Consider the following 18,470-nt stretch of genomic DNA (forward strand, 5'->3'; position numbering starts at 1 on the left):
ATGATTAAATACTATAAAAATGAATAACGGAATCTACGCAAAATTCAATACAACCAAAGGTGCTATTCTTGTAGAGTTGGCTTATGACAAAACTCCTGGAACAGTTGGGAACTTTGTAGCTTTGGCTGAAGGAAACTTAGAAAATGAAGTAAAACCTCAAGGAACTCCATACTATAATGGATTAAAATTTCATCGAGTAATTTCAGACTTTATGATCCAAGGAGGTTGTCCTCAAGGAACAGGTACTGGAAACCCTGGTTATAAATTTGATGATGAATTTCATCCAGATTTAAGACACGATGCTCCAGGAAAGTTAGCGATGGCAAATTCTGGACCAGCAACTAACGGAAGTCAATTTTATATTACACACGTCCCTACTCCATGGTTAGATAACAAACACACTGTTTTTGGAACTGTAATAGAAGGACAAGATATTGTAGATGCTGTTGAACAAGGTGACACTTTAGATTCAATAGAAATTCTTAGAGTTGGCGAAGAAGCTGAAGCATTTAATGCGGTTGAAGCTTTTAGAACTTTTGAAGGTTCAAGAGCAAAACGCGAAGCTGAACAACTAGCTAAACAAAGAGAATTATTAGACCAAGTTGCTAAAGGTTATGATGAAACTGCTAGTGGATTGCGTTATCAAATTCTTCAAAAAGGAACTGGTAAAAAAGCAAACAAAGGCGATATGGTTTCTGTACATTACAAAGGACAATTGATTGATGGAACCGTTTTTGATTCATCATACAAACGCAAGGAACCTATTGATTTTGCTGTTGGTGTTGGTCAGGTAATTGCTGGTTGGGATGAAGGAATTCAATTACTTCAGGTTGGAGATAAAGCTCGTATGGTTATACCTTCACACTTAGCTTATGGAGAAGCCGGAGCTGGTGGAGTTATACCTCCAAACGCTACTTTAATTTTTGATGTAGAGCTAATGAAAGTTGGCTAATCAATATTAAAATGAACACTATTTAAAGCTCGGATATTCCGAGCTTTTTTTATTTAGTTCTAAGGTCCAGCAAAAAAAATGTATTTTTAATTGACAAAAGTGTCACAGTTTAAAAAACCAACTGTCTATAGTATAGAAACGTTTCATTGGAAGATTCAAATCAACATATCAACTCTTTACTAAAGCAATGTTTGCAAGGCAATACTTCTGCACAAATGCAGATTTACAAATTGTATTACAAAGCCATGTACAACACCTCTTTAAGAATACTTAAAGATGAGTTTGAGGCAGAAGACATGATGCAAGAAGCTTTTTTAACGGCTTTTACAAAACTGGAAAGCTTTAAAGGCGAAGTAGCTTTTGGAGCTTGGTTAAAAAGGATTGTAATTAATAAAAGTTTAACCCAATTAAAAAAAAATAACAAGTATAACGAAGTGAAACTAGAAGTGGTATACGAAGCGCAAACGGAAACTGAAGAAGCCGTTAATTATGCAGGCTTGGATACTAAAAGAGTTCTAGAGACTTTAAAATCTCTAAAAGACAACTATCGTGTGGTATTAACCTTACATTTAATTGAAGGCTTTGATTATGAAGAAATCGCTGAGCTATTAAATTATACCAATGAAAACGTCAGAACAACAATTTCTAGGGCAAAGAAAAAATTAAAGCAAATGCTTGTTTTAGAGACAGCATAAAATAAAACCAAGATGAATAAAAAATTAGACAACTATTTCGCTACTCAAAATTTTGATATTGAAGAGCCTCCTTTTGGACATATGGAGCGGTTCGAAAAGCGACTAAAAGAGCCTCGAAAAAAAAAATACAACTTTAAATGGTTGAGTCTTGCTGCATCTTTATTGCTTTTAGTAGGCATCTGGACTGGGACAAATTTATCGTCTTCTAGTTTGGCTTTGGCTGATGTTTCTCCACAAATGCAGGAGGCTGAAAGTTTTTTTGTAGCCACTATAAAACAAGAGATTAAAGAAATTGAAAAATTTAGAAATCCCTCAACAGAGCGAATAATAAACGATGCCTTAAACCAGTTAAAAACTTTAGAAAAGCAATATAAAAAACTGGTAACAGACCTAAACAAAACCAATAACGATAAAAGAATCATTTATGCAATGATTAGAAATTACCAAAGTAGAATCGAAGTTTTACAAGATGTACTAAAACAAATTGACGAAATTAAAAATCCAAAAAACACTGAAGATGAAGAAATCTATATTTAAACTAGCCCTGATCCTTTTGATGATTCCTCAAATTGGTTTTTCAAGTACTATTGATCAAAAACACGAAAAAACAAAAACGCTTAAAAAAGCATATGATGTATCTAGGAATGCAACAGTTGACATAGAAAACAAATACGGAAATATTAACATAATTAGTTGGGATAAAAATCGCGTAGAGATTACCGTAGAAATTACTGTAAAAGGAAGTAGTCTTAGTGCGGTAGAAAAGCGCCTTGAAGCTATTGATGTGGATTTTAACGGAAACTCTAGCTATGTAAAAGCAAAAACAATTATTGAAAAAAAGAGTAGCTGGGGTTTTTGGAGCTCTTCTAGCAATGTCAATTATCAAATTAATTACACTGTTAAAATGCCAAAAGACAATAATATTAAACTAAATAATGATTACGGAAGCATCATTGTAGATGAAATTAACGGAAAAGCAGATATCAATTGTGATTATGGAAAAATAATCGTTGGAAGTTTAAACAACACTAACAACAACATCAATTTAGATTACTGTTCAGCATCTACCATTAACTATCTAAAAAATGGAGACCTCAATATTGATTATTCTAAGCTTACAGTAGACAAAGCTTATGATGTGTCTGTTAATGCAGATTACTCTACTCTAAATTTTGGTAAAATAAATGGTATTGAGTTTAACGGTGACTACGGAAGCATTTCTGTCGATGAAGTTCGTAATATCGTTGCCAACACTGACTATGTGAGTGTTAAAATTGGAACCGTTTACAACAATGTAAAATTGGAATCTGATTATGGGTCAATAAAGATTGCTGAATTGGCTAATGGTTTTTCTAATGCCTATATCAATGCAGAATATACTGGAATTTCTATCGGCACTAAAAGCACAAACAACTTTCAGTTTATCATAGACCTTAGCTATGCCGGTTTTAGTTATGACAAAGGCCATGTAGATCTTTATAAAAGCATTGAAAAAAGCACCAAAAAATACTATGAAGGTGTGTACGGTAAAGGATCTAATAAGGCTAAACTAACTATCAAATCAGAATTTGGAAGCGTAAAACTAAAAGATTAATATATCACTCTAAAGACAAACATTATGAAAAAAAATATCATTATTAGCTGCGTACTGCTAATCTTAAGTTTTAGTACACAAGCACAAAATTGGTGGGGAAACTCTAAGAGCATTCGAGGTAATGGTCATGTAGTAACTGAAAACAGAAAAACATCAAGTTATGATGGCATTAGTATTGGTGGTTCTTTTGATGTGATACTCGTTAAAGGAAAAGAAGGCAAAATAACACTGAGAGGTGAAGAAAACATCCTAAAGTATATTGAAACAGAGGTTTCGGGTTCTACTCTAAAAATCCAGTACAAGAGAAATACGAATATTAGAACTACAAGAAAACTAACAATAACGATCCCATATAGAGACATTGATAAAATATCTTTAGGGGGTTCTGGTAACATCACTGCAAAAGAATTAATCAAGGCAGATGAAATGGCTCTTAGTATAGGTGGATCAGGAAACATTAATTTAAAGATTGATGCCAATGAGCTTAAAACCTCTATTGGTGGCTCTGGAAGCATTAACGTTTCTGGTAGCTCTAAAGAGTTGACCTGTTCTATTGCAGGGTCTGGGAGTATTAAGGCCTATGATTTAAAAACCTCTATAGTAAACGCAAACATAGCCGGATCTGGAAGCATTAGAACTACTGTTGCCAATCAAATCAAAGCAAATGTAGTAGGGTCTGGTAATATTTATTATAGAGGAAATCCTAAAAAGATTTCTAGTAAATCTGTAGGATCTGGAAGTATCATAGATAAGAATTAATCATTTAAATAATAAGTTCTACAAACTCCGAACGAAATCAGTCAAAAACAAGCATAAAAAACCCAAAGCAATTAACTGCTTTGGGTTTTGTTTTCTGTATAATCCCCCAATTATTTGAAAACTTTTTAACTAATTAAACAAGGCTGTGCATTCTTTGTAATCCCCCAATTATTATTAAAAACACGAACCATTAATTTAATTAACACTGGTAAAAATTTAATGATTCAATTATTAAATAATTACACTACAAAGATACATTCATTCCCTTATTCTAAATTGACTTGTTCGACGAATGGTATATTTGACCCGTTGAATGGTAATTTTCTTCCGATAAGTAGATAAGCAACATCTCTTAATCGATCAACCTTGGGGCTAAAGAATCGTGTTTTATGTGCAATATAGAGCACAACAGCGCCGTAATGGTTATAACTACGAGTTTTACAGTTCTTTATACATTTGATAATGAATACCTATTTCTAGAATTTCAAAAGGTTCACCGACAATTTGGTAACCCATTTTTTTATAAAATAAGAGGGCACCTTCTCTAGCATTAAACCAAAGTGATTTACAGCCTTTTTCAATAAGAATATCTTCGGCAAATTGCAACATTGCTTTTCCACACCCTTTTCTAGTGTGCTCGTTACTGGTTGCCATTCCTCGAAGTTGATATTGAGGCTGATTAAATAACGCATTGTTGGTTTTTATATAAGAAGAAACAGCAATCAACGTTTTTTCTTCAAATGCTCCTAAGTGAAAACTATCAGAATGGGTATCTCCATCAAGAACCACAGGTAAATCAAGGCCATTTCTTAAAACTTTTAACCGAATTGGATGTGTTTGAGCTGCTGTTATTTTTTTAATTTGGATCATACTATGGGTACATTTTACATTAACTCTCTAAAGGTTAAGAACTTCAATATTTAAATTTTGATTTACAGGAATAAAGATCAAAAAAAATATCAATTTTCTAAAATATTTTATTGTAAAATTAAAAAATGAGCTTATATTTGCATCGCTTTACAGGCGAAAGTAGCTCAGTTGGTAGAGCGTCAGCCTTCCAAGCTGAATGTCGCCGGTTCGAACCCGGTCTTTCGCTCAAAAGACTCCATTTTATTATGGAGTCTTTTTTTTGCTCCATACTTTAAAAAAACACCTGCCTGAGGTGATAACCTACCTGCCACAATCTGGGTTTAAATAGAGCAAAGGTGAGATAAACCTAGTCTTTAGCTCAAAAAAAACCGAAACAGTTTTGTTTCGGTTTATGTATTTATAAGTTTTTCAGTTTCTTTCCAAAAAGCAACAACAAAACGATAGGTACAGACAATAAAAGTACCATGGTTTGATTCATTGAGAAAATTTGTGGGAATAGCACTAAGGTAATCACAAAGCCTCCTATTGCCCCTCCTAGATGCGCAGAATGACCAACGTTTCCTAGTTGTTTTTTCATTCCATAGATTGAATATACCAAATAACCAACCCCAAAAATATAAGCCGGAATTGGAATAGGTAATGGGAACAACATTAAGCTCATATTTGGGTATATCAAAATAGAGGAATAAACGATTCCAGAAACAGCTCCAGAGGCTCCTACTGCACTGTAATTCATTTCATTCTTATGGTAGGTTAACGAGTAAAGACTCCCTGCTAATAAACTTCCTATATAAATTGCCAAAAAAGAAGCCGTCCCAAGGTTGTTGGCTACTATATCACCAAACAAATACAAGGCATACATATTAAATCCTAAATGCATCCAATCCACATGTAAAAAACCAGAAGTAAGCATACGTTCCTTTTCTCCATTTCGTATTTTACCTATTTGAAATTTGTACCTGTTTAAAAAAGAATAATCCTTAAAACCTTTCATGGAAATAAGCACATTAGCAGCAATTAATACAATTAAAACTTGATTCATAGTTTTCTTATCTATAGTTACAAACTTAGTATAAAACTATGGAATAGCATTCTATACAGCTGGTAAATTTGATTAAAACCTATGGAATAGAATCAATCTAGTAACTTCTAGAAGATTTGTGAAATGGGGTTTTATTAAAAGAAAATTATATGCGATATTTGCAATTCAAAAATATAGATGCACAAATTAGTTTTTTATTTAGCTTCCCCTATCATTTGGCTGTTTTCTAAACTGCCTTTTAGAGTTTTATATACAATTTCTGACGCTATATATTTCCTTTTCTTTTACCTGATTGGCTACAGAAAAAAAGTAGTCTTAGATAATTTAAAATTGGTCTATCCAGAAAAATCTGAAAGCGATTTAAAAGTCATTCAAAAAAAGTTTTTTATGCACTTTGTAGACACCTTAATCGAAGCAATTAAGGCTATTACAATCTCAGAGACCAGCATTAAAAAAAGATACAAATACAAAAACATTGAGCTCATTGACTCCTTGCACGCTCAAGGTAAAAGCATTATTCTAGTAGGAGCACATTACGGAAACTGGGAATGGGTTGTTGGGATGCCTCTGTTAACTAACATGGATTGTTATTGTTCTTACACCAAGATTCAGAATAAAAAATTTGAAAACCTCATTAAAGATTCTCGTAGCAAATTTGGCATGACTTGTTTAAAATCAAGCGAAATCATTAAAGGGATTGTTAAGAATGTAAAAGAAAAGAAGCAAGGGCTTTATTTATTGATTAGTGATCAATCTCCAATGCTTCAAAAAAACCAATATTGGGCAGATTTTCTAAACGTTAAGGTCCCTATATTTATGGGGGCAGAAATGATTTCTAAAAAATTTGATTTTGCAGTGGTTAATATGAATACTACTAGAGTCAAAAGAGGGTATTATGAATCAGAATTTGAGCTCATTACAGACAGACCAAAAGAATTAGAAGAACATCAGATTACAAACAAGTACCTACGTATAACGGAAGCACATATACACAAAGCTCCTGAGTTTTACCTATGGTCTCACAAACGGTTTAAGCACAAAGGCAAAGAGAGGGTTTAACCCCCCCCTTTTACTTTGCTAATAAATTTAAGTGATACTAAAGTTGATTTACAAATCTGAAAACCAAGCTGCAACCAAATCTTTCTCTATAGAAACGGCACTCTTGTGTTTATAGTCGTTTTGCACAGCATCATAGTCATAATCATTTGACCACTCCTCTACATTTGCGCAAACTTCTTTTAAAGCTTTGCAAATAAAATCAACCTCTTTATTTGTAATGGTTGGATGTATTGACAAACGAACCCATCCTGGTTTTTCTACTGAACAACCTTCTATAATTTGCTTTTCTATGGCTTTTGACTTTTGTTGGTCTACATTTAATAAGAAATGTCCATAAGTACCTGCACAAGAACATCCTCCTCTTGTTTGGATTCCATAACGATCGTTTAATAACTTTACGATCATATTAAAGTGTACATTATCAACATAAAAAGAAAAGATCCCCAAACGGCTTTTATGATCGGGAGCTAATATTTTTAAATTAGGAATAGACTCTAAAGTTTTAAAAATTACAGCGTTAATTTCATCTTCTCTAGCCTTAATTTTACCTGTACCCATCTGCTCTTTTAACAAAACACAAAGTGCAATTTTAATGGTTTGCATAAAAGCTGGAGTTCCACCATCTTCTCTGGTTTCTACATCGTCAAAATAGTCGTGATCTCCCCAAGGGTTTGTATAACTAACCGTACCTCCTCCTGGATTGTCTGGTACCAAATTTTTATACAGTTTCTTATTAAAAATTAACACTCCAGAAGTTCCTGGACCTCCAAGAAACTTGTGAGGTGAAAAGAAAATAGCATCGAGATAAGCCTCTGGATCTTCTGGATGCATATTGATATCTACATAAGGTGCAGAACATGCAAAATCTACAAAACACAAACCATTATAATTATGTATAATCTTTGCTATTTGATGATAGTTTGTCTTGATTCCAGTAACATTAGAACAAGCTGTTACTGAAGCTATTTTAATGGGTCTATCTTCGTGCTCTTTGATAATCTTATCAAAACTATCTAAACAAATAAGCCCTTGTTGATCACAGGGAATTACCACTACATCAGCAATCGTTTCTAACCAAGAAGTTTGATTGGAATGGTGCTCCATATGAGAGACAAAAACAATCGGTCTTAGACTATCTGGAATCTCTGTATATTCTTTTAAGCTTTCGGTTACTTTAAGCCCTAAAATACGTTGAAACTTGTTTACAACACCTGTCATTCCAGATCCTTCTGTAATTAAGACATCGTTAGCATCTGCATTTACATGGCTTTTAATAATCTTTCTAGCTTCGTGGTAAGCCAAAGTCATGGCAGCTCCACTGGTAGATGTTTCCGTATGAGTGTTGGCTACAAAAGGGCCAAAATCATTTAATAATTTTTCTTCTATTGGTCTATACAATCGTCCACTAGCTGTCCAATCTGTATAAATTAATTGTTGTTCGCCATAGGGTGATTTAAAGGTTTGGTCCACCCCAACTATATGCTTGCGAAATTGATCAAAGTATTGTTCTAAGGAATTCATTAAAAAGAGTATTAAAACAGTCTAAATCTCCCTCCAAAAACCAAGGTTTTTTCGAAAAAAGTAAAATGTTGTGAAGCAGAATCTGCAGTATTTTTTGTGGTTCTTATATTTGGCATATTAATATAGCCGTACTTAAAATCGGTTTGAACAAAGAAATGCTTGAAAAAAGTAAAGTTAATCCCTGCTGCTGCAGAAATCCCCCAGCCAGACACATGAAACTCATCATAGCGTTCTTGTCCAAAAAGTGTGGTATTTGTTTTTGGGAATAAAAACCCTGCTCCAACACCTTCTGTTAGGTTCAGTTGAAATCGTTCTGAGTGCATTCCAATTAGAGCGCTAATATCATCAAACCTTTTAAACTCAACATTTACATAGTTTAAGCCATCTGTATGCTCAAAGGTTAAAAAGTCCTCATCTAGTAGTATGTTTTCATTTGCATAAACCTTATCATAGGGAGTTCCTGCATTAATCCGCCCATCGATGGCAACTGATTGTCCATTGGTCATTACATACTTCATATGATCAACACCAATAGATATGGTATAGTTATCATTTAAAAAGTACCCTAATTTAAAATTGGTCTGAGGAATGGTGATTCTCGTTAAATTAAAATAGTCATTAAAACTAAACGGAGTCATACGATCTTTTGCCTTGACATCGTATAAGGTAAAATCATAGTTAGCCCCATTAAAACGGATATCTGAATTAGAAAAACTCCCGCGATTCCAACCCCAAAAAAAGTAAAATTTTCCTTTGTGAGATGGCACTGTTGTGCTTTGAGCAACTCCAACGGTACTCATCAATAAGAAACCGATAAGTACTACTAAAAACCCTTTTTTATTAGGCAATAACTGCTTGTATTTCATCTATAAATCTTTTGGCCAATGTATCGGCGTTTAATTGACTTGTGCTTTCTGTATAGATTCTAATTATTGGCTCTGTATTTGATTTTCTCAAATGCACCCACTCATTTTTAAAGTCTATTTTAACACCATCAATTGTGTTTACTTCTTCATTTTTATAGGTAGCTGCCATCGTAGCTAGTACTTCATCAACATCAATCTGAGGTGTCAACTGTATTTTATTCTTACTCATAAAATAACTAGGAAACGAATCTCTTAATGCTTTACAAGATATTTTTTTATTTGCTAAATGCGATAAAAACAAAGCTACTCCCACTAAGGAGTCTCTTCCGTAATGTGATGCTGGATAAATGATCCCTCCATTACCTTCTCCACCTATAACAGTATTGGTTTCTTTCATTTTGATGACAACATTCACTTCACCTACTGCACTTGCGGTATAGGTTCCGCCATGTTTCTCAGTAACATCTCTTAAAGCTCTAGAAGACGATAAATTAGAAACGGTATTTCCTCCACCTAATCTTCCCAATACATAATCTGCACAGGCAACCAAGGTATACTCTTCTCCAAACATTGAGCCGTCTTCAGAAATGATTGCCAACCTGTCTACATCTGGATCGACAACAACTCCTAAATCAGCTTTTTCTTTAACCACTAATTCAGAAATATCTGTTAGGTGTTCTTTTAAAGGTTCTGGATTGTGAGGGAACTCACCGTTAGGTGTGCAATACAATTCTACACATGTTACATTCAATGCTTTTAACAAGGCTGGAATAAAAATCCCTCCAGTAGAATTTACACCATCAACCACCACTTTAAAATTAGCCTTTTTGATGGCTTCAACATCAACCAATTCTAAATTTAATACTTCTTGTATGTGCTTTTCTAAATAACTACTGTCTTTAGTATAACTACCTAAATGGTCTACGCTTGCAAAATCATAGTCATCAGCTTCTGCTTTTGCTAAAATTAACTCGCCTTCTGCCCCATTTAAGAATTCACCTTTTTCGTTTAGTAACTTTAATGCGTTCCATTGTTTGGGATTGTGAGACGCCGTTAAGATGATTCCTCCATCTGCTTTCTCTAGAGGAACAGCAACTTCTAAAGTTGGTGTTGTAGACAAACCTAAGTCAACTACATGAATTCCAAGACCCACCAAGGTATTGGCAACAAGGCTAGAAATCATTTTGCCAGAAATACGTGCATCTCTACCTAAAACAACGGTAATATTTTCTTTATTTTTATTTCTTTCTAAGATAAAAGTACCATAGGCTGCTGCGAATTTTACCGCATCAATAGGTGTTAAATTTTCACCTGTGTTTCCACCGATGGTTCCTCTTATTCCTGAAATAGATTTTATTAATGTCATGTTCTTTTTTTATTAGCTGAACAAAGATAAATTATTTGTGGAGAAGTTGAAATAAATTAACGTGAAAGAAAAAGTAATATCTTTATAAAAATCAATTCGTTGGGTTCTTAAAAACACAATAATTTTGGTAAACTAAAATTGATGTAATAAAAAAGCCGTTGCAAATTGCAACGGCTTTTAAATTCTATAAAAAATGGGTCTTAGTTACCTTCCTCCATTTTCTTTTTTAAATCAGCCAATCCGCTAATATCACCTAACGTAGTTTTTTCTACATCGGCAGCTTTTTTAGCAGCAGCTTTTACGTTTTTCTTTTCTTCTTCTTTAAAGATAGAAGTGTGAGAAACTACGATTCTTCTGTATTCTTTAGAAAATTCTAATACTTTAAAGTCTGCAGTATCACCTTTTCCTAATTTACTACCATCTTCTTTATCTAAGAAACGGCTAGGTGCAAAACCTTCTACTCCATCAGCAAAAAGAACTGTTGCTCCTTTGTCTGATTTTTCAGAGATTGTACCTTCGTGGATAGAATCGATTTGGTAAGTACTCTCATGACCATCCCATGGATTTTCTTGAGTTTGTTTGTGTCCTAAATTAAGTTTGCGGTTTTCCACATCTAATTCTAGTACTTCAACTTCTAAAGTATCACCAACATTTACAAAATCAGATGGGTGCTTAATTTTCTTAGTCCAAGATAAATCAGAAATGTAAACCAATCCGTCAATACCTTCTTCTAATTCTACAAACACACCAAAATTAGTGTAGTTTCTTACTGTACCACTGTGTTTAGAACCTACAGGGTATTTAGTAGTGATATCAGTCCATGGATCTGGGTGTAATTGCTTAATACCCAAAGACATTTTTCTTTCTTCTCTATCTAAAGTTAAGATTTGAGCTTCAACCTCATCTCCAACTTTTACAAAATCTTGTGCAGATCTTAAGTGCGTAGACCAAGACATTTCAGAAACGTGAATTAATCCTTCAACACCTTCAGAAACTTCGATAAATGCTCCATAATCAGCTAAAACTACTACTTTACCAGTAACTTTATCACCAACTTTTAAATCAGCATTTAAAGCTTCCCAAGGATGAGCAGATAATTGTTTCAATCCTAATTGAATTCTAGATTTGTTATCATCAAAGTCTAAAATTACAACGTTTAATTTTTGATCCAATTCTACTACTTCATTTGGATGGTTGATTCTTGACCAAGATAAGTCTGTAATATGGATTAATCCATCTACACCACCTAAATCAACAAACACTCCGTAAGAAGTAATGTTTTTTACAACACCTTCTAATACTTGTCCTTTTTCTAATTGACCGATGATTTCTTTCTTTTGAATCTCTAAATCAGCCTCAATCAATGCTTTGTGAGAAACTACAACGTTTTTAAATTCGTGGTTGATTTTAACAACTTTGAATTCCATTGTTTTTTCTACAAACTGATCGTAGTCACGGATAGGTTTCACGTCAATTTGAGAACCTGGCAAGAATGCTTCAATTCCAAATACATCAACAATCATACCTCCACGAGTTCTACATTTTACAAAACCGTTAACGATTTCTCCAGTCTCATGTGCATTGTTTACTCTATCCCATGCTTTAATTACACGAGCTTTTTTGTGTGATAATACCAATTGACCAGAAGAATCTTCTCTTTTGTCAACTAATACCTCTACAGTATCTCCAACAGCTAAGCTAGGGTTGTAACGAAATTCGTTTAAAGAAATAACTCCTTCAGATTTAGAATTGATGTCAATAATGGCATCTCTTTCTGTTAATCTTACAACAGTTCCTTCGATAACGTCACGTTCGTTTACGAAACCTACAGTTCCCTCTAACGCTGTTTCAAATTCTTTTAATTTTGCTTCATCAACTGCTTCAATACCTTCTTCGTATTTGTACCAATCAAAGTTTGCTAAAAATTCTTGTGGGTTCACTGCTTGTTCAGCAGCTGGTTGTACTGCTTCTTCAGCAGTGTTTTTTGTTTCTTCAGACATTCTGAATTTACTTTGTATCTTTCTGTTAGTCAGATTTTTAACGATAATAACATCAAGAGATGTTTGTATAAATTGTTGTTTTTCTAGTTCCTTTCCAAATCTGTTCTCGTAAAAAGGAGTGCAAATTTACTAAAATTTATTTATTTAACAATAAATTTTTACGAATTAAAATACTGCTAATTAAAAGAATAGCTCCTTGTTAAAGAAGCTATTAAAATGAAATAAAAAACACAAAGTAGTAGGCTAATCTGTCACTTTGCTATAGTTGGTTTTTTCCATAGGCTCGGATGGAAATGGCAGACCAGCTTCTTCAAGCAATTGATCTATTTTTTCTGCTTCATGCCAAGGTGCATGATAGGGTCTTAACTCATTATATCTTACAATTCCTTTAGCGTCAACAACTGCTACATGCGGAATTCCTCGAACGCCAAAATCTTCATTAAAAACAGATGCTTCAGAAAAAGCAACCTCCCAAGTCATCCCCATATCTTCCATAAAAGGCTTCATTAAAGAATACTCCAATTCAGGTTTTCCTTTTGTATCAATTCTTTTGCCATTTTTTCTATCGGTGTGTGCTTCTTGCAAACTCGTAACTCCTAAAATAACAACTGGATAATCTTTATAACGCTTTTGCAATTCGACTACATTTGGAAAACTACCCACACAAGGCGAGCACCAAGTTGCCCAAAAATCTAAAATGACAACCTTTCCTTTTAAATCAGAAAGTGACTTGACATTTTTGATCGTATTATAATTAAATTTCATTTTTGGCGCTTCATATCCTATAAGTTGTTTTCTTGCTGATGCTCCATCTAAATAAAGAGCAACATGCTCTAAATTCTCAAGTGTAGATTTACTTGGTGATTCTTGAGTTTTCAATTCAGCAATGATCTCTCTTGTTTTCTTAAGAACTTTCGTTCTTACTTCTTGAATATACTCTTCAGATGCGCCAAATTCTGGTTTTTTTACAAAATCAAATAGAATAACACTTGTAGTACCTACTCTAGAGGACATCGGTCTATCTAACAAAACCATCATCTCTTCTATTAGATTTGATTTCCCAACTGAAGCTGGATCAAGAAACTGAATTCTTCCGAAGACATCAAATAACATTCTATCATCAGTATTAATGTAAGCGTCAATTCCCGGATGCGAAATGAAATCAGAATAGGCGGCAATCCATCTTTGTTGAAAGCTGGCGCTATCTTTTGATGTTTCTGGCATTGGTAAATTTGTCTTGTATATCGATGCTGCATTAGCACCAACAACATCATTCTGATTAGAAAGCTTTATCAAAGAGGGCTCAACTAATTTTCTCAAAGCATTAAACTTGTATAACATATTGCTTTCTGCCAATGAATTAATTTGCTCTAGCGTCAAATTATTCATATTAAATGCAGCAAGGTCTTTGGTTATTTTAGCATTTACTTGCTCTAAAGTAAGCTGCTTTGCTCTTAACAAACTATCTGCTTCTTTTAAAAGTTCTTTTGAAGAGGTAATTTCTGAATCTTTTGGCGGGGCATCATTGGTACATGCGATTGTTAAAAAAACAAAAAAGATAAGTACTAATTGTGCTGGAGTTGTTGATTTTTTGATCATTTAAATAAATTTGTTAAATACAAATCAGCTAAAACGCTGATTAAAAATCAAATGTAGAAAATTAAATCCTTTTTTCTATAAACTATTCACTAATCCACTCTTTAAAATCCTTAACCCGTTCTCTACTAACAATGATTTCTGAATCTTGAAAAGAAAGCAAATGTAATTGCAAGCGGCTATTGGTATATGATATAATATCTTTTATAGCGTTTAACTGAACAATAAATGTTCTATTAACTCTAAAAAAAGATTCAGGATCTAATTCATTTTGAACCTGCTCTAAAGGAATGTCTAAAAGGTATTTTCTATTAGACTTGGTATGCACATAAGTGGCCTTATTTTCACTGTAAAAACACTCAATTTCATCAGTTGCGACAATTTTTAAATGCTGACCAACCTTAATGCTAAATCGTTTTTTATACTTGCGATCTAAAGGATGTACCAACAATTTTTTAATATCGTTAAAATTTAATTGAACTTCGTTTTGTTTTGCCTGCTGCTGATGAAACTTTTCTACAGCAATTTTTAACTCATCTTCATCGATGGGTTTTAACAAATAATCAATGCTGTTTAATTTAAACGCTTTTAAAGCATACTCATCATAGGCCGTTGTAAAAATAATAGCACTAGAAATCGTCACGTGTTCAAAAATCTCAAAAGACAAACCATCAGACAATTGAATGTCTAAGAAGATTAAATCAGGATGCTCATTATTTTGAAACCAATTAATGGATTCTTCTACAGAGTGCAACATCGTATTGGCTTTTAACTCCAGCTCTTCAAGCATTCTACTTAGCCTTCTTGCTGCTGGCTTTTCATCTTCTATGATTAGTACTTTCATGTGTTCTTTTTTATACGTATATCTTTATTTCTCTGTAAGTTCTTTGATCTTTTTTGCTTCCCATCGACTGCCAAAGAAACTTGGAATCACAAAAACTTTTATGGTATCTAAGATTAAAAAAACTCCCCAGATAAACCACAATGGGTAATATTCAAATCCGTCCGCCGTAAATTTATTACTCACAATAAAATCAGCATAAATACGAATTTTGACTCCATAAAAATTACCCAAATACATAAATGCAAAGTTAAAAAGCAAATAGGTCATTACGTGTTTGTAAAACTGCCTAATCTCTGCAACTCTCTGTTTTGCTTTTAACAATTTAATTTTAGAAAGCTCCATTAATAGTGTTCGTTTTGCTTTTCCATTACTTCTTTTATTTTTCGCTGTTCCCAGTTTTTACCAAAAAAAAGATATCGATAGGTATTTAAACCATGAATCATTAACCCTATACCCCACCAAAAGAAGAATCTATAGTTGCTAACTTCTGTAAAAGCATCAATAATAGAATCACCATAAGAAATATCTTTATAAATTCTTCTCCCAATAAAAAACCCATTAATAACTAGATAAACAGCTACGTGTTTGTAAAAGCTTTTTAATTCTTTTACTCGCTTTTTAGCTTGTATTAACTTATCTGCCTTGTCTTTATTTTCCATAATTAGTTTACTCTTTTTCTAAAATCACTTTTAATTTATCAACTATCTTTTTCATTAATAGACACGGAACGACTTCCATAAACTCTTAAAATTTAGAATTCCGCTCTTCCTCTTCCAGAATTTCTTTTAGTTTTTTGGCTTCCCAATTTTTACCTACCGCCGAAAAGCCAAAGACACCTAACCAATGAAAGAAGATCCCTATCCCCCAAAACACCCAGGTTGAATACACTCCAAAATTCTGTAAAACCTCAGAGAGTGAATCTCCTTCATCCTGCATGAGGCCAAAAATTATGATGCCACTTAAAAAAGAATTAACAACTATATAAACGACTAAATGAACATAAAAACCTTTAATTTTTTCTACTCTTTTTTTTGCTTTAAGGTATTTTACACCTTCTAATGTTTTTTGGTTGTTCATCTTCTTCTTACTTATAGTTTTTATACTTCTCTTCTTCTTCCATCAATTCTTTAATTTTTCGCTCTTCCCAATTTCTTCCTAAAAATGGATTAAAATTATAGGTATCCATGGCATGAAAAGTCAAGCCCATTCCCCATCCAAAGATCGGAAACCAAAACCAGTGAAATTCTGGAACAAATCTAAGGTTAATAAATATTAGAAAAGGAATGACAATACAATAGGATGCTACATTGGCATAAAACCCTTTTAATTTATCTACTTGTTTTTTTGCTCTTAAATACTTTTGTTCTTTATTAAATTCCATAACTAACTATTTTGTGTTTTATACTACTCCCAATTAGAGGTATCATCATCTTCCTCCATCAATTCTTTGATCTTTTTATTTTCCCAGTTTCTCCCTAAAAAAGGATTGTAATTATACACATCTAATCCGTGAAAAATCACTCCGATCCCCCATCCAAATAGCGGGAACCAAAACCAATGATAGCCTGGAGAGGTATAAAGGTTTATAAAGATTAAAAAAGGGATTACAATACAATAAGAGGCTAAATTCTGATAAAATTCTTTTAATTTTTCTACTTTTTCTACAGCTCTTACATAGCTGGTTGTTTTTATATCTTCTGAAAACATAGGTTTGTTGTTTTTGGTTAATAAAGGCAAGCTTACTTTAAACGTTTTTTGATTGTTTACAATGCTTACGCTTCTTCTAGTTAATAATCGATAACGATCTGTAATATTATTTAGCCCCACTTTTGTACTTTTCCCGATGGCTTCTTTTGGGCTAACATTATTTTCTATAATTAAAAATCCATCTTCTTCAAAAATTCGCAACACCAAAGGCTTGTTTGATGAAACCACATTGTGCTTTACAGCATTCTCCAACAGCAATTGTAATGACAAGGGAACGATTCTTAATTCATCGCTACTTGCTTGGGTTGGTATCTCAAATTGAATAGCATCTTCAAAACGCATATGCAATAACTCCATATAGGTTCTGGCAAATTTTAATTCTTCTTCTAAGGGGATTAACTCTTTATTTCTTTGTTCTAAAACGTAGCGATACACTTTAGATAATTTGGTTGTAAACCGTTCTGCTTGCTTAGGGTTTTCACTAATTAATGAGGTCAACACATTGAGGCTATTAAATAAAAAATGCGGGTCTATTTGACTCTTTAAAGACTCAAACTTGGCGGTCTCCGTTTTAGCTACAAATTCTTGTTTAGTGCTTTTTTGAGACATCGAAGCTTTCCAGTTAACCATAAAACCTCTTGCGTGGAAAAAAGCAGCAATTGCCAAAGCAAAAATAATTGTAAAAATATGTACCTGTAACAAGCTCCCTTCAAAAAACAAACTGCTGTCATACCCTAAAATAACTACATACATTAGATAATGATTAGCCAATACGGCACTTACAGTATAGACTACTGTTGCAACAATACCCGCAGCAACACGTTGGTTGGTTTCTTCAACCCAATCCCATTTGCCATTTAAATACTCGTTGATTATTCCATTTCCCAGACCTAAACTAAATGAATACAAGGCAGAAAACAAAAAGATAGTACTTACTCCTTCTAGGGTAAATTGCTGGTTGATGACTACGAAAATCACACCAAAAATCAATGTCATTTTAACGCACAGCCAAAAGTCTTTTGTCAAACGTTTTTTAGAACTGCTTTTATCTGTAGGTGTCATTCGCTTCGTTGTTTTTATTAGTGGTGTTTACTTCTTAGAATTTAATCTCTAAAGTTACATTTTTATCAGCAACTACAAATTTTGCATCTAAAAATTGTGGAGGGCCAAAACTAGTAGAATTGTTTGACATTCCATAGTCTTCTATTGGCATTCCTCTTTCGCTAAAATCCATTTCCTTATTGCCGTTCGCATCGTGGAAACAAATTATTGCATATTCTCCTTCTGGAACATTTTCAAAAACAACAACACTCTTCTTGTTCTTAATTGCCGCTATTTTTGATTGAATCGGAACCTGCATAAAAGTTTTTTTAGTGTACAAGGCATAATGTACAGCTCCTTTATCACTAGTAACATTTGGTACTGTTACCGTAATTTTTCTCTTATCTGCTAACTCTTGGGTATTTGCACTAAATTGTGAAATACATACGATGCTAAAAATGATTGCTAATAGTTTCATGATTGGTTTGGTTTTAATGACAACTTATTAGATTGTCTGTTAATAATGATACAAAGATGCATCAAGAATTGCCTTAGGAA

General features: G+C 33.3%; 20 protein-coding genes and 1 tRNA gene. 7 read left to right on the forward strand and 14 right to left on the reverse strand.

What is annotated here, in order from left to right:
* The first annotated feature begins 19 nt into the window (after positions 1–19).
* From WHC90_RS03305 to WHC90_RS03325, 5 genes are all read left to right on the forward strand, one after another.
* Positions 20–952: a peptidylprolyl isomerase gene (locus WHC90_RS03305; RefSeq protein ID WP_188599422.1), complete on the forward strand. Its 933-nt coding sequence runs from the start codon at positions 20–22 to the stop codon at positions 950–952.
* Between the two features lie 146 nt (positions 953–1,098).
* Complete coding sequence (locus WHC90_RS03310; RefSeq protein ID WP_188599421.1) at positions 1,099–1,647, forward strand: RNA polymerase sigma factor; 549 nt, start codon at positions 1,099–1,101, stop codon at positions 1,645–1,647.
* 12 nt (positions 1,648–1,659) lie between these two features.
* Positions 1,660–2,184: a hypothetical protein gene (locus WHC90_RS03315; protein ID WP_188599420.1), complete on the forward strand. Its 525-nt coding sequence runs from the start codon at positions 1,660–1,662 to the stop codon at positions 2,182–2,184.
* Positions 2,165–3,241, forward strand: coding sequence for a hypothetical protein (locus tag WHC90_RS03320; RefSeq protein ID WP_188599419.1), 1,077 nt, complete (start codon positions 2,165–2,167; stop codon positions 3,239–3,241). The genes WHC90_RS03315 and WHC90_RS03320 overlap by 20 nt, the downstream gene beginning before the upstream one ends.
* A 24-nt stretch (positions 3,242–3,265) precedes the next feature.
* Positions 3,266–4,000 carry a head GIN domain-containing protein gene (locus WHC90_RS03325; RefSeq protein ID WP_188599418.1) on the forward strand — a complete coding sequence of 245 codons (735 nt, stop codon included), beginning with the start codon at positions 3,266–3,268 and terminating at the stop codon, positions 3,998–4,000.
* Between the two features lie 438 nt (positions 4,001–4,438).
* Here the strand turns inward: WHC90_RS03325 and WHC90_RS03330 are convergent, their stop codons facing one another.
* Positions 4,439–4,870 (reverse strand): GNAT family N-acetyltransferase, encoded by a 432-nt coding sequence (locus WHC90_RS03330; protein ID WP_188599417.1) that lies wholly within the window; start codon positions 4,868–4,870, stop codon positions 4,439–4,441.
* Between the two features lie 153 nt (positions 4,871–5,023).
* Here WHC90_RS03330 and WHC90_RS03335 point away from each other — a divergent pair.
* Positions 5,024–5,096, forward strand: a tRNA-Gly gene (locus WHC90_RS03335).
* Positions 5,097–5,267: 171 nt separating this feature from the next.
* Here WHC90_RS03335 and WHC90_RS03340 read toward each other — a convergent pair.
* Positions 5,268–5,912, reverse strand: coding sequence for a rhomboid family intramembrane serine protease (locus WHC90_RS03340; protein ID WP_188599416.1), 645 nt, complete (start codon positions 5,910–5,912; stop codon positions 5,268–5,270).
* Between the two features lie 177 nt (positions 5,913–6,089).
* On the opposite strand from WHC90_RS03340, the gene WHC90_RS03345 reads away from it, so the two are divergent.
* Positions 6,090–6,971, forward strand: a complete 882-nt coding sequence (locus WHC90_RS03345) for a lysophospholipid acyltransferase family protein (protein ID WP_188599415.1) — start codon at positions 6,090–6,092, stop codon at positions 6,969–6,971.
* Between the two features lie 48 nt (positions 6,972–7,019).
* On the opposite strand, the gene WHC90_RS03350 is transcribed toward WHC90_RS03345, so the two are convergent.
* From WHC90_RS03350 to WHC90_RS03405, 12 genes are all read right to left on the reverse strand, one after another.
* Complete coding sequence (locus WHC90_RS03350; protein ID WP_188599414.1) at positions 7,020–8,492, reverse strand: aminotransferase class V-fold PLP-dependent enzyme; 1,473 nt, start codon at positions 8,490–8,492, stop codon at positions 7,020–7,022.
* Between the two features lie 11 nt (positions 8,493–8,503).
* Entirely contained in the window at positions 8,504–9,358 is an 855-nt protein-coding gene (locus WHC90_RS03355; protein ID WP_229664946.1) for a hypothetical protein, read from the reverse strand.
* The gene (gene glmM, locus WHC90_RS03360) at positions 9,333–10,724 is read right to left on the reverse strand and encodes a phosphoglucosamine mutase (protein WP_188599413.1); all 1,392 of its coding nucleotides are present in this window, start codon (positions 10,722–10,724) and stop codon (positions 9,333–9,335) included. Before glmM ends, WHC90_RS03355 begins: the two co-directional genes overlap by 26 nt.
* A gap of 200 nt (positions 10,725–10,924) precedes the next feature.
* On the reverse strand, positions 10,925–12,724 hold the full coding sequence (gene rpsA / locus WHC90_RS03365) for a 30S ribosomal protein S1 (protein WP_188599412.1): 1,800 nt from the start codon (positions 12,722–12,724) through the stop codon (positions 10,925–10,927).
* Positions 12,725–12,967: 243 nt separating this feature from the next.
* On the reverse strand, positions 12,968–14,323 hold the full coding sequence (locus WHC90_RS03370; protein WP_188599411.1) for a TlpA family protein disulfide reductase: 1,356 nt from the start codon (positions 14,321–14,323) through the stop codon (positions 12,968–12,970).
* Positions 14,324–14,405: 82 nt separating this feature from the next.
* Positions 14,406–15,164, reverse strand: coding sequence for a LytR/AlgR family response regulator transcription factor (locus WHC90_RS03375; protein ID WP_188599410.1), 759 nt, complete (start codon positions 15,162–15,164; stop codon positions 14,406–14,408).
* A 24-nt stretch (positions 15,165–15,188) separates the two neighbouring features.
* Positions 15,189–15,506: a 2TM domain-containing protein gene (locus WHC90_RS03380; protein ID WP_188599409.1), complete on the reverse strand. Its 318-nt coding sequence runs from the start codon at positions 15,504–15,506 to the stop codon at positions 15,189–15,191.
* A complete protein-coding gene (locus WHC90_RS03385) occupies positions 15,506–15,823 on the reverse strand; it encodes a 2TM domain-containing protein (protein ID WP_188599408.1) in 318 nt (105 codons plus the stop codon). Before WHC90_RS03385 ends, WHC90_RS03380 begins: the two co-directional genes overlap by 1 nt.
* Positions 15,824–15,908: 85 nt before the next feature.
* Positions 15,909–16,241, reverse strand: a complete 333-nt coding sequence (locus WHC90_RS03390; RefSeq protein WP_188599407.1) for a 2TM domain-containing protein — start codon at positions 16,239–16,241, stop codon at positions 15,909–15,911.
* A gap of 7 nt (positions 16,242–16,248) precedes the next feature.
* A complete protein-coding gene (locus tag WHC90_RS03395) occupies positions 16,249–16,545 on the reverse strand; it encodes a 2TM domain-containing protein (RefSeq protein WP_188599406.1) in 297 nt (98 codons plus the stop codon).
* 23 nt (positions 16,546–16,568) lie between these two features.
* The gene (locus tag WHC90_RS03400; RefSeq protein WP_188599405.1) at positions 16,569–17,933 is read right to left on the reverse strand and encodes a 2TM domain-containing protein; all 1,365 of its coding nucleotides are present in this window, start codon (positions 17,931–17,933) and stop codon (positions 16,569–16,571) included.
* A gap of 34 nt (positions 17,934–17,967) precedes the next feature.
* Positions 17,968–18,390: a DUF2141 domain-containing protein gene (locus tag WHC90_RS03405; protein WP_188599404.1), complete on the reverse strand. Its 423-nt coding sequence runs from the start codon at positions 18,388–18,390 to the stop codon at positions 17,968–17,970.
* Between the last annotated feature and the right edge of the window lie 80 nt (positions 18,391–18,470).

The organism is Polaribacter pacificus (assembly GCF_038024035.1).
GTDB classification, from domain to species: Bacteria; Bacteroidota; Bacteroidia; order Flavobacteriales; family Flavobacteriaceae; genus Polaribacter; species Polaribacter pacificus.

Excerpts from the sequence above, each read along its gene's own strand:
- WHC90_RS03305 (WP_188599422.1), top strand. The coding sequence starts at position 20 with ATGAATAACGGAATCTACGCAAAATTCAATACAACCAAAGGTGCTATT.
- WHC90_RS03315 (WP_188599420.1), top strand. The coding sequence starts at position 1,660 with ATGAATAAAAAATTAGACAACTATTTCGCTACTCAAAATTTTGATATT.
- WHC90_RS03320 (WP_188599419.1), top strand. The coding sequence starts at position 2,165 with ATGAAGAAATCTATATTTAAACTAGCCCTGATCCTTTTGATGATTCCT.
- WHC90_RS03325 (WP_188599418.1), top strand. The coding sequence starts at position 3,266 with ATGAAAAAAAATATCATTATTAGCTGCGTACTGCTAATCTTAAGTTTT.
- WHC90_RS03330 (WP_188599417.1), bottom strand. The coding sequence starts at position 4,870 with ATGATCCAAATTAAAAAAATAACAGCAGCTCAAACACATCCAATTCGG.
- WHC90_RS03340 (WP_188599416.1), bottom strand. The coding sequence starts at position 5,912 with ATGAATCAAGTTTTAATTGTATTAATTGCTGCTAATGTGCTTATTTCC.
- WHC90_RS03345 (WP_188599415.1), top strand. The coding sequence starts at position 6,090 with ATGCACAAATTAGTTTTTTATTTAGCTTCCCCTATCATTTGGCTGTTT.
- WHC90_RS03350 (WP_188599414.1), bottom strand. The coding sequence starts at position 8,492 with ATGAATTCCTTAGAACAATACTTTGATCAATTTCGCAAGCATATAGTT.
- WHC90_RS03355 (WP_229664946.1), bottom strand. The coding sequence starts at position 9,358 with ATGAAATACAAGCAGTTATTGCCTAATAAAAAAGGGTTTTTAGTAGTA.
- glmM (WP_188599413.1), bottom strand. The coding sequence starts at position 10,724 with ATGACATTAATAAAATCTATTTCAGGAATAAGAGGAACCATCGGTGGA.
- rpsA (WP_188599412.1), bottom strand. The coding sequence starts at position 12,724 with ATGTCTGAAGAAACAAAAAACACTGCTGAAGAAGCAGTACAACCAGCT.
- WHC90_RS03370 (WP_188599411.1), bottom strand. The coding sequence starts at position 14,323 with ATGATCAAAAAATCAACAACTCCAGCACAATTAGTACTTATCTTTTTT.
- WHC90_RS03375 (WP_188599410.1), bottom strand. The coding sequence starts at position 15,164 with ATGAAAGTACTAATCATAGAAGATGAAAAGCCAGCAGCAAGAAGGCTA.
- WHC90_RS03380 (WP_188599409.1), bottom strand. The coding sequence starts at position 15,506 with ATGGAGCTTTCTAAAATTAAATTGTTAAAAGCAAAACAGAGAGTTGCA.
- WHC90_RS03385 (WP_188599408.1), bottom strand. The coding sequence starts at position 15,823 with ATGGAAAATAAAGACAAGGCAGATAAGTTAATACAAGCTAAAAAGCGA.
- WHC90_RS03390 (WP_188599407.1), bottom strand. The coding sequence starts at position 16,241 with ATGAACAACCAAAAAACATTAGAAGGTGTAAAATACCTTAAAGCAAAA.
- WHC90_RS03395 (WP_188599406.1), bottom strand. The coding sequence starts at position 16,545 with ATGGAATTTAATAAAGAACAAAAGTATTTAAGAGCAAAAAAACAAGTA.
- WHC90_RS03400 (WP_188599405.1), bottom strand. The coding sequence starts at position 17,933 with ATGACACCTACAGATAAAAGCAGTTCTAAAAAACGTTTGACAAAAGAC.
- WHC90_RS03405 (WP_188599404.1), bottom strand. The coding sequence starts at position 18,390 with ATGAAACTATTAGCAATCATTTTTAGCATCGTATGTATTTCACAATTT.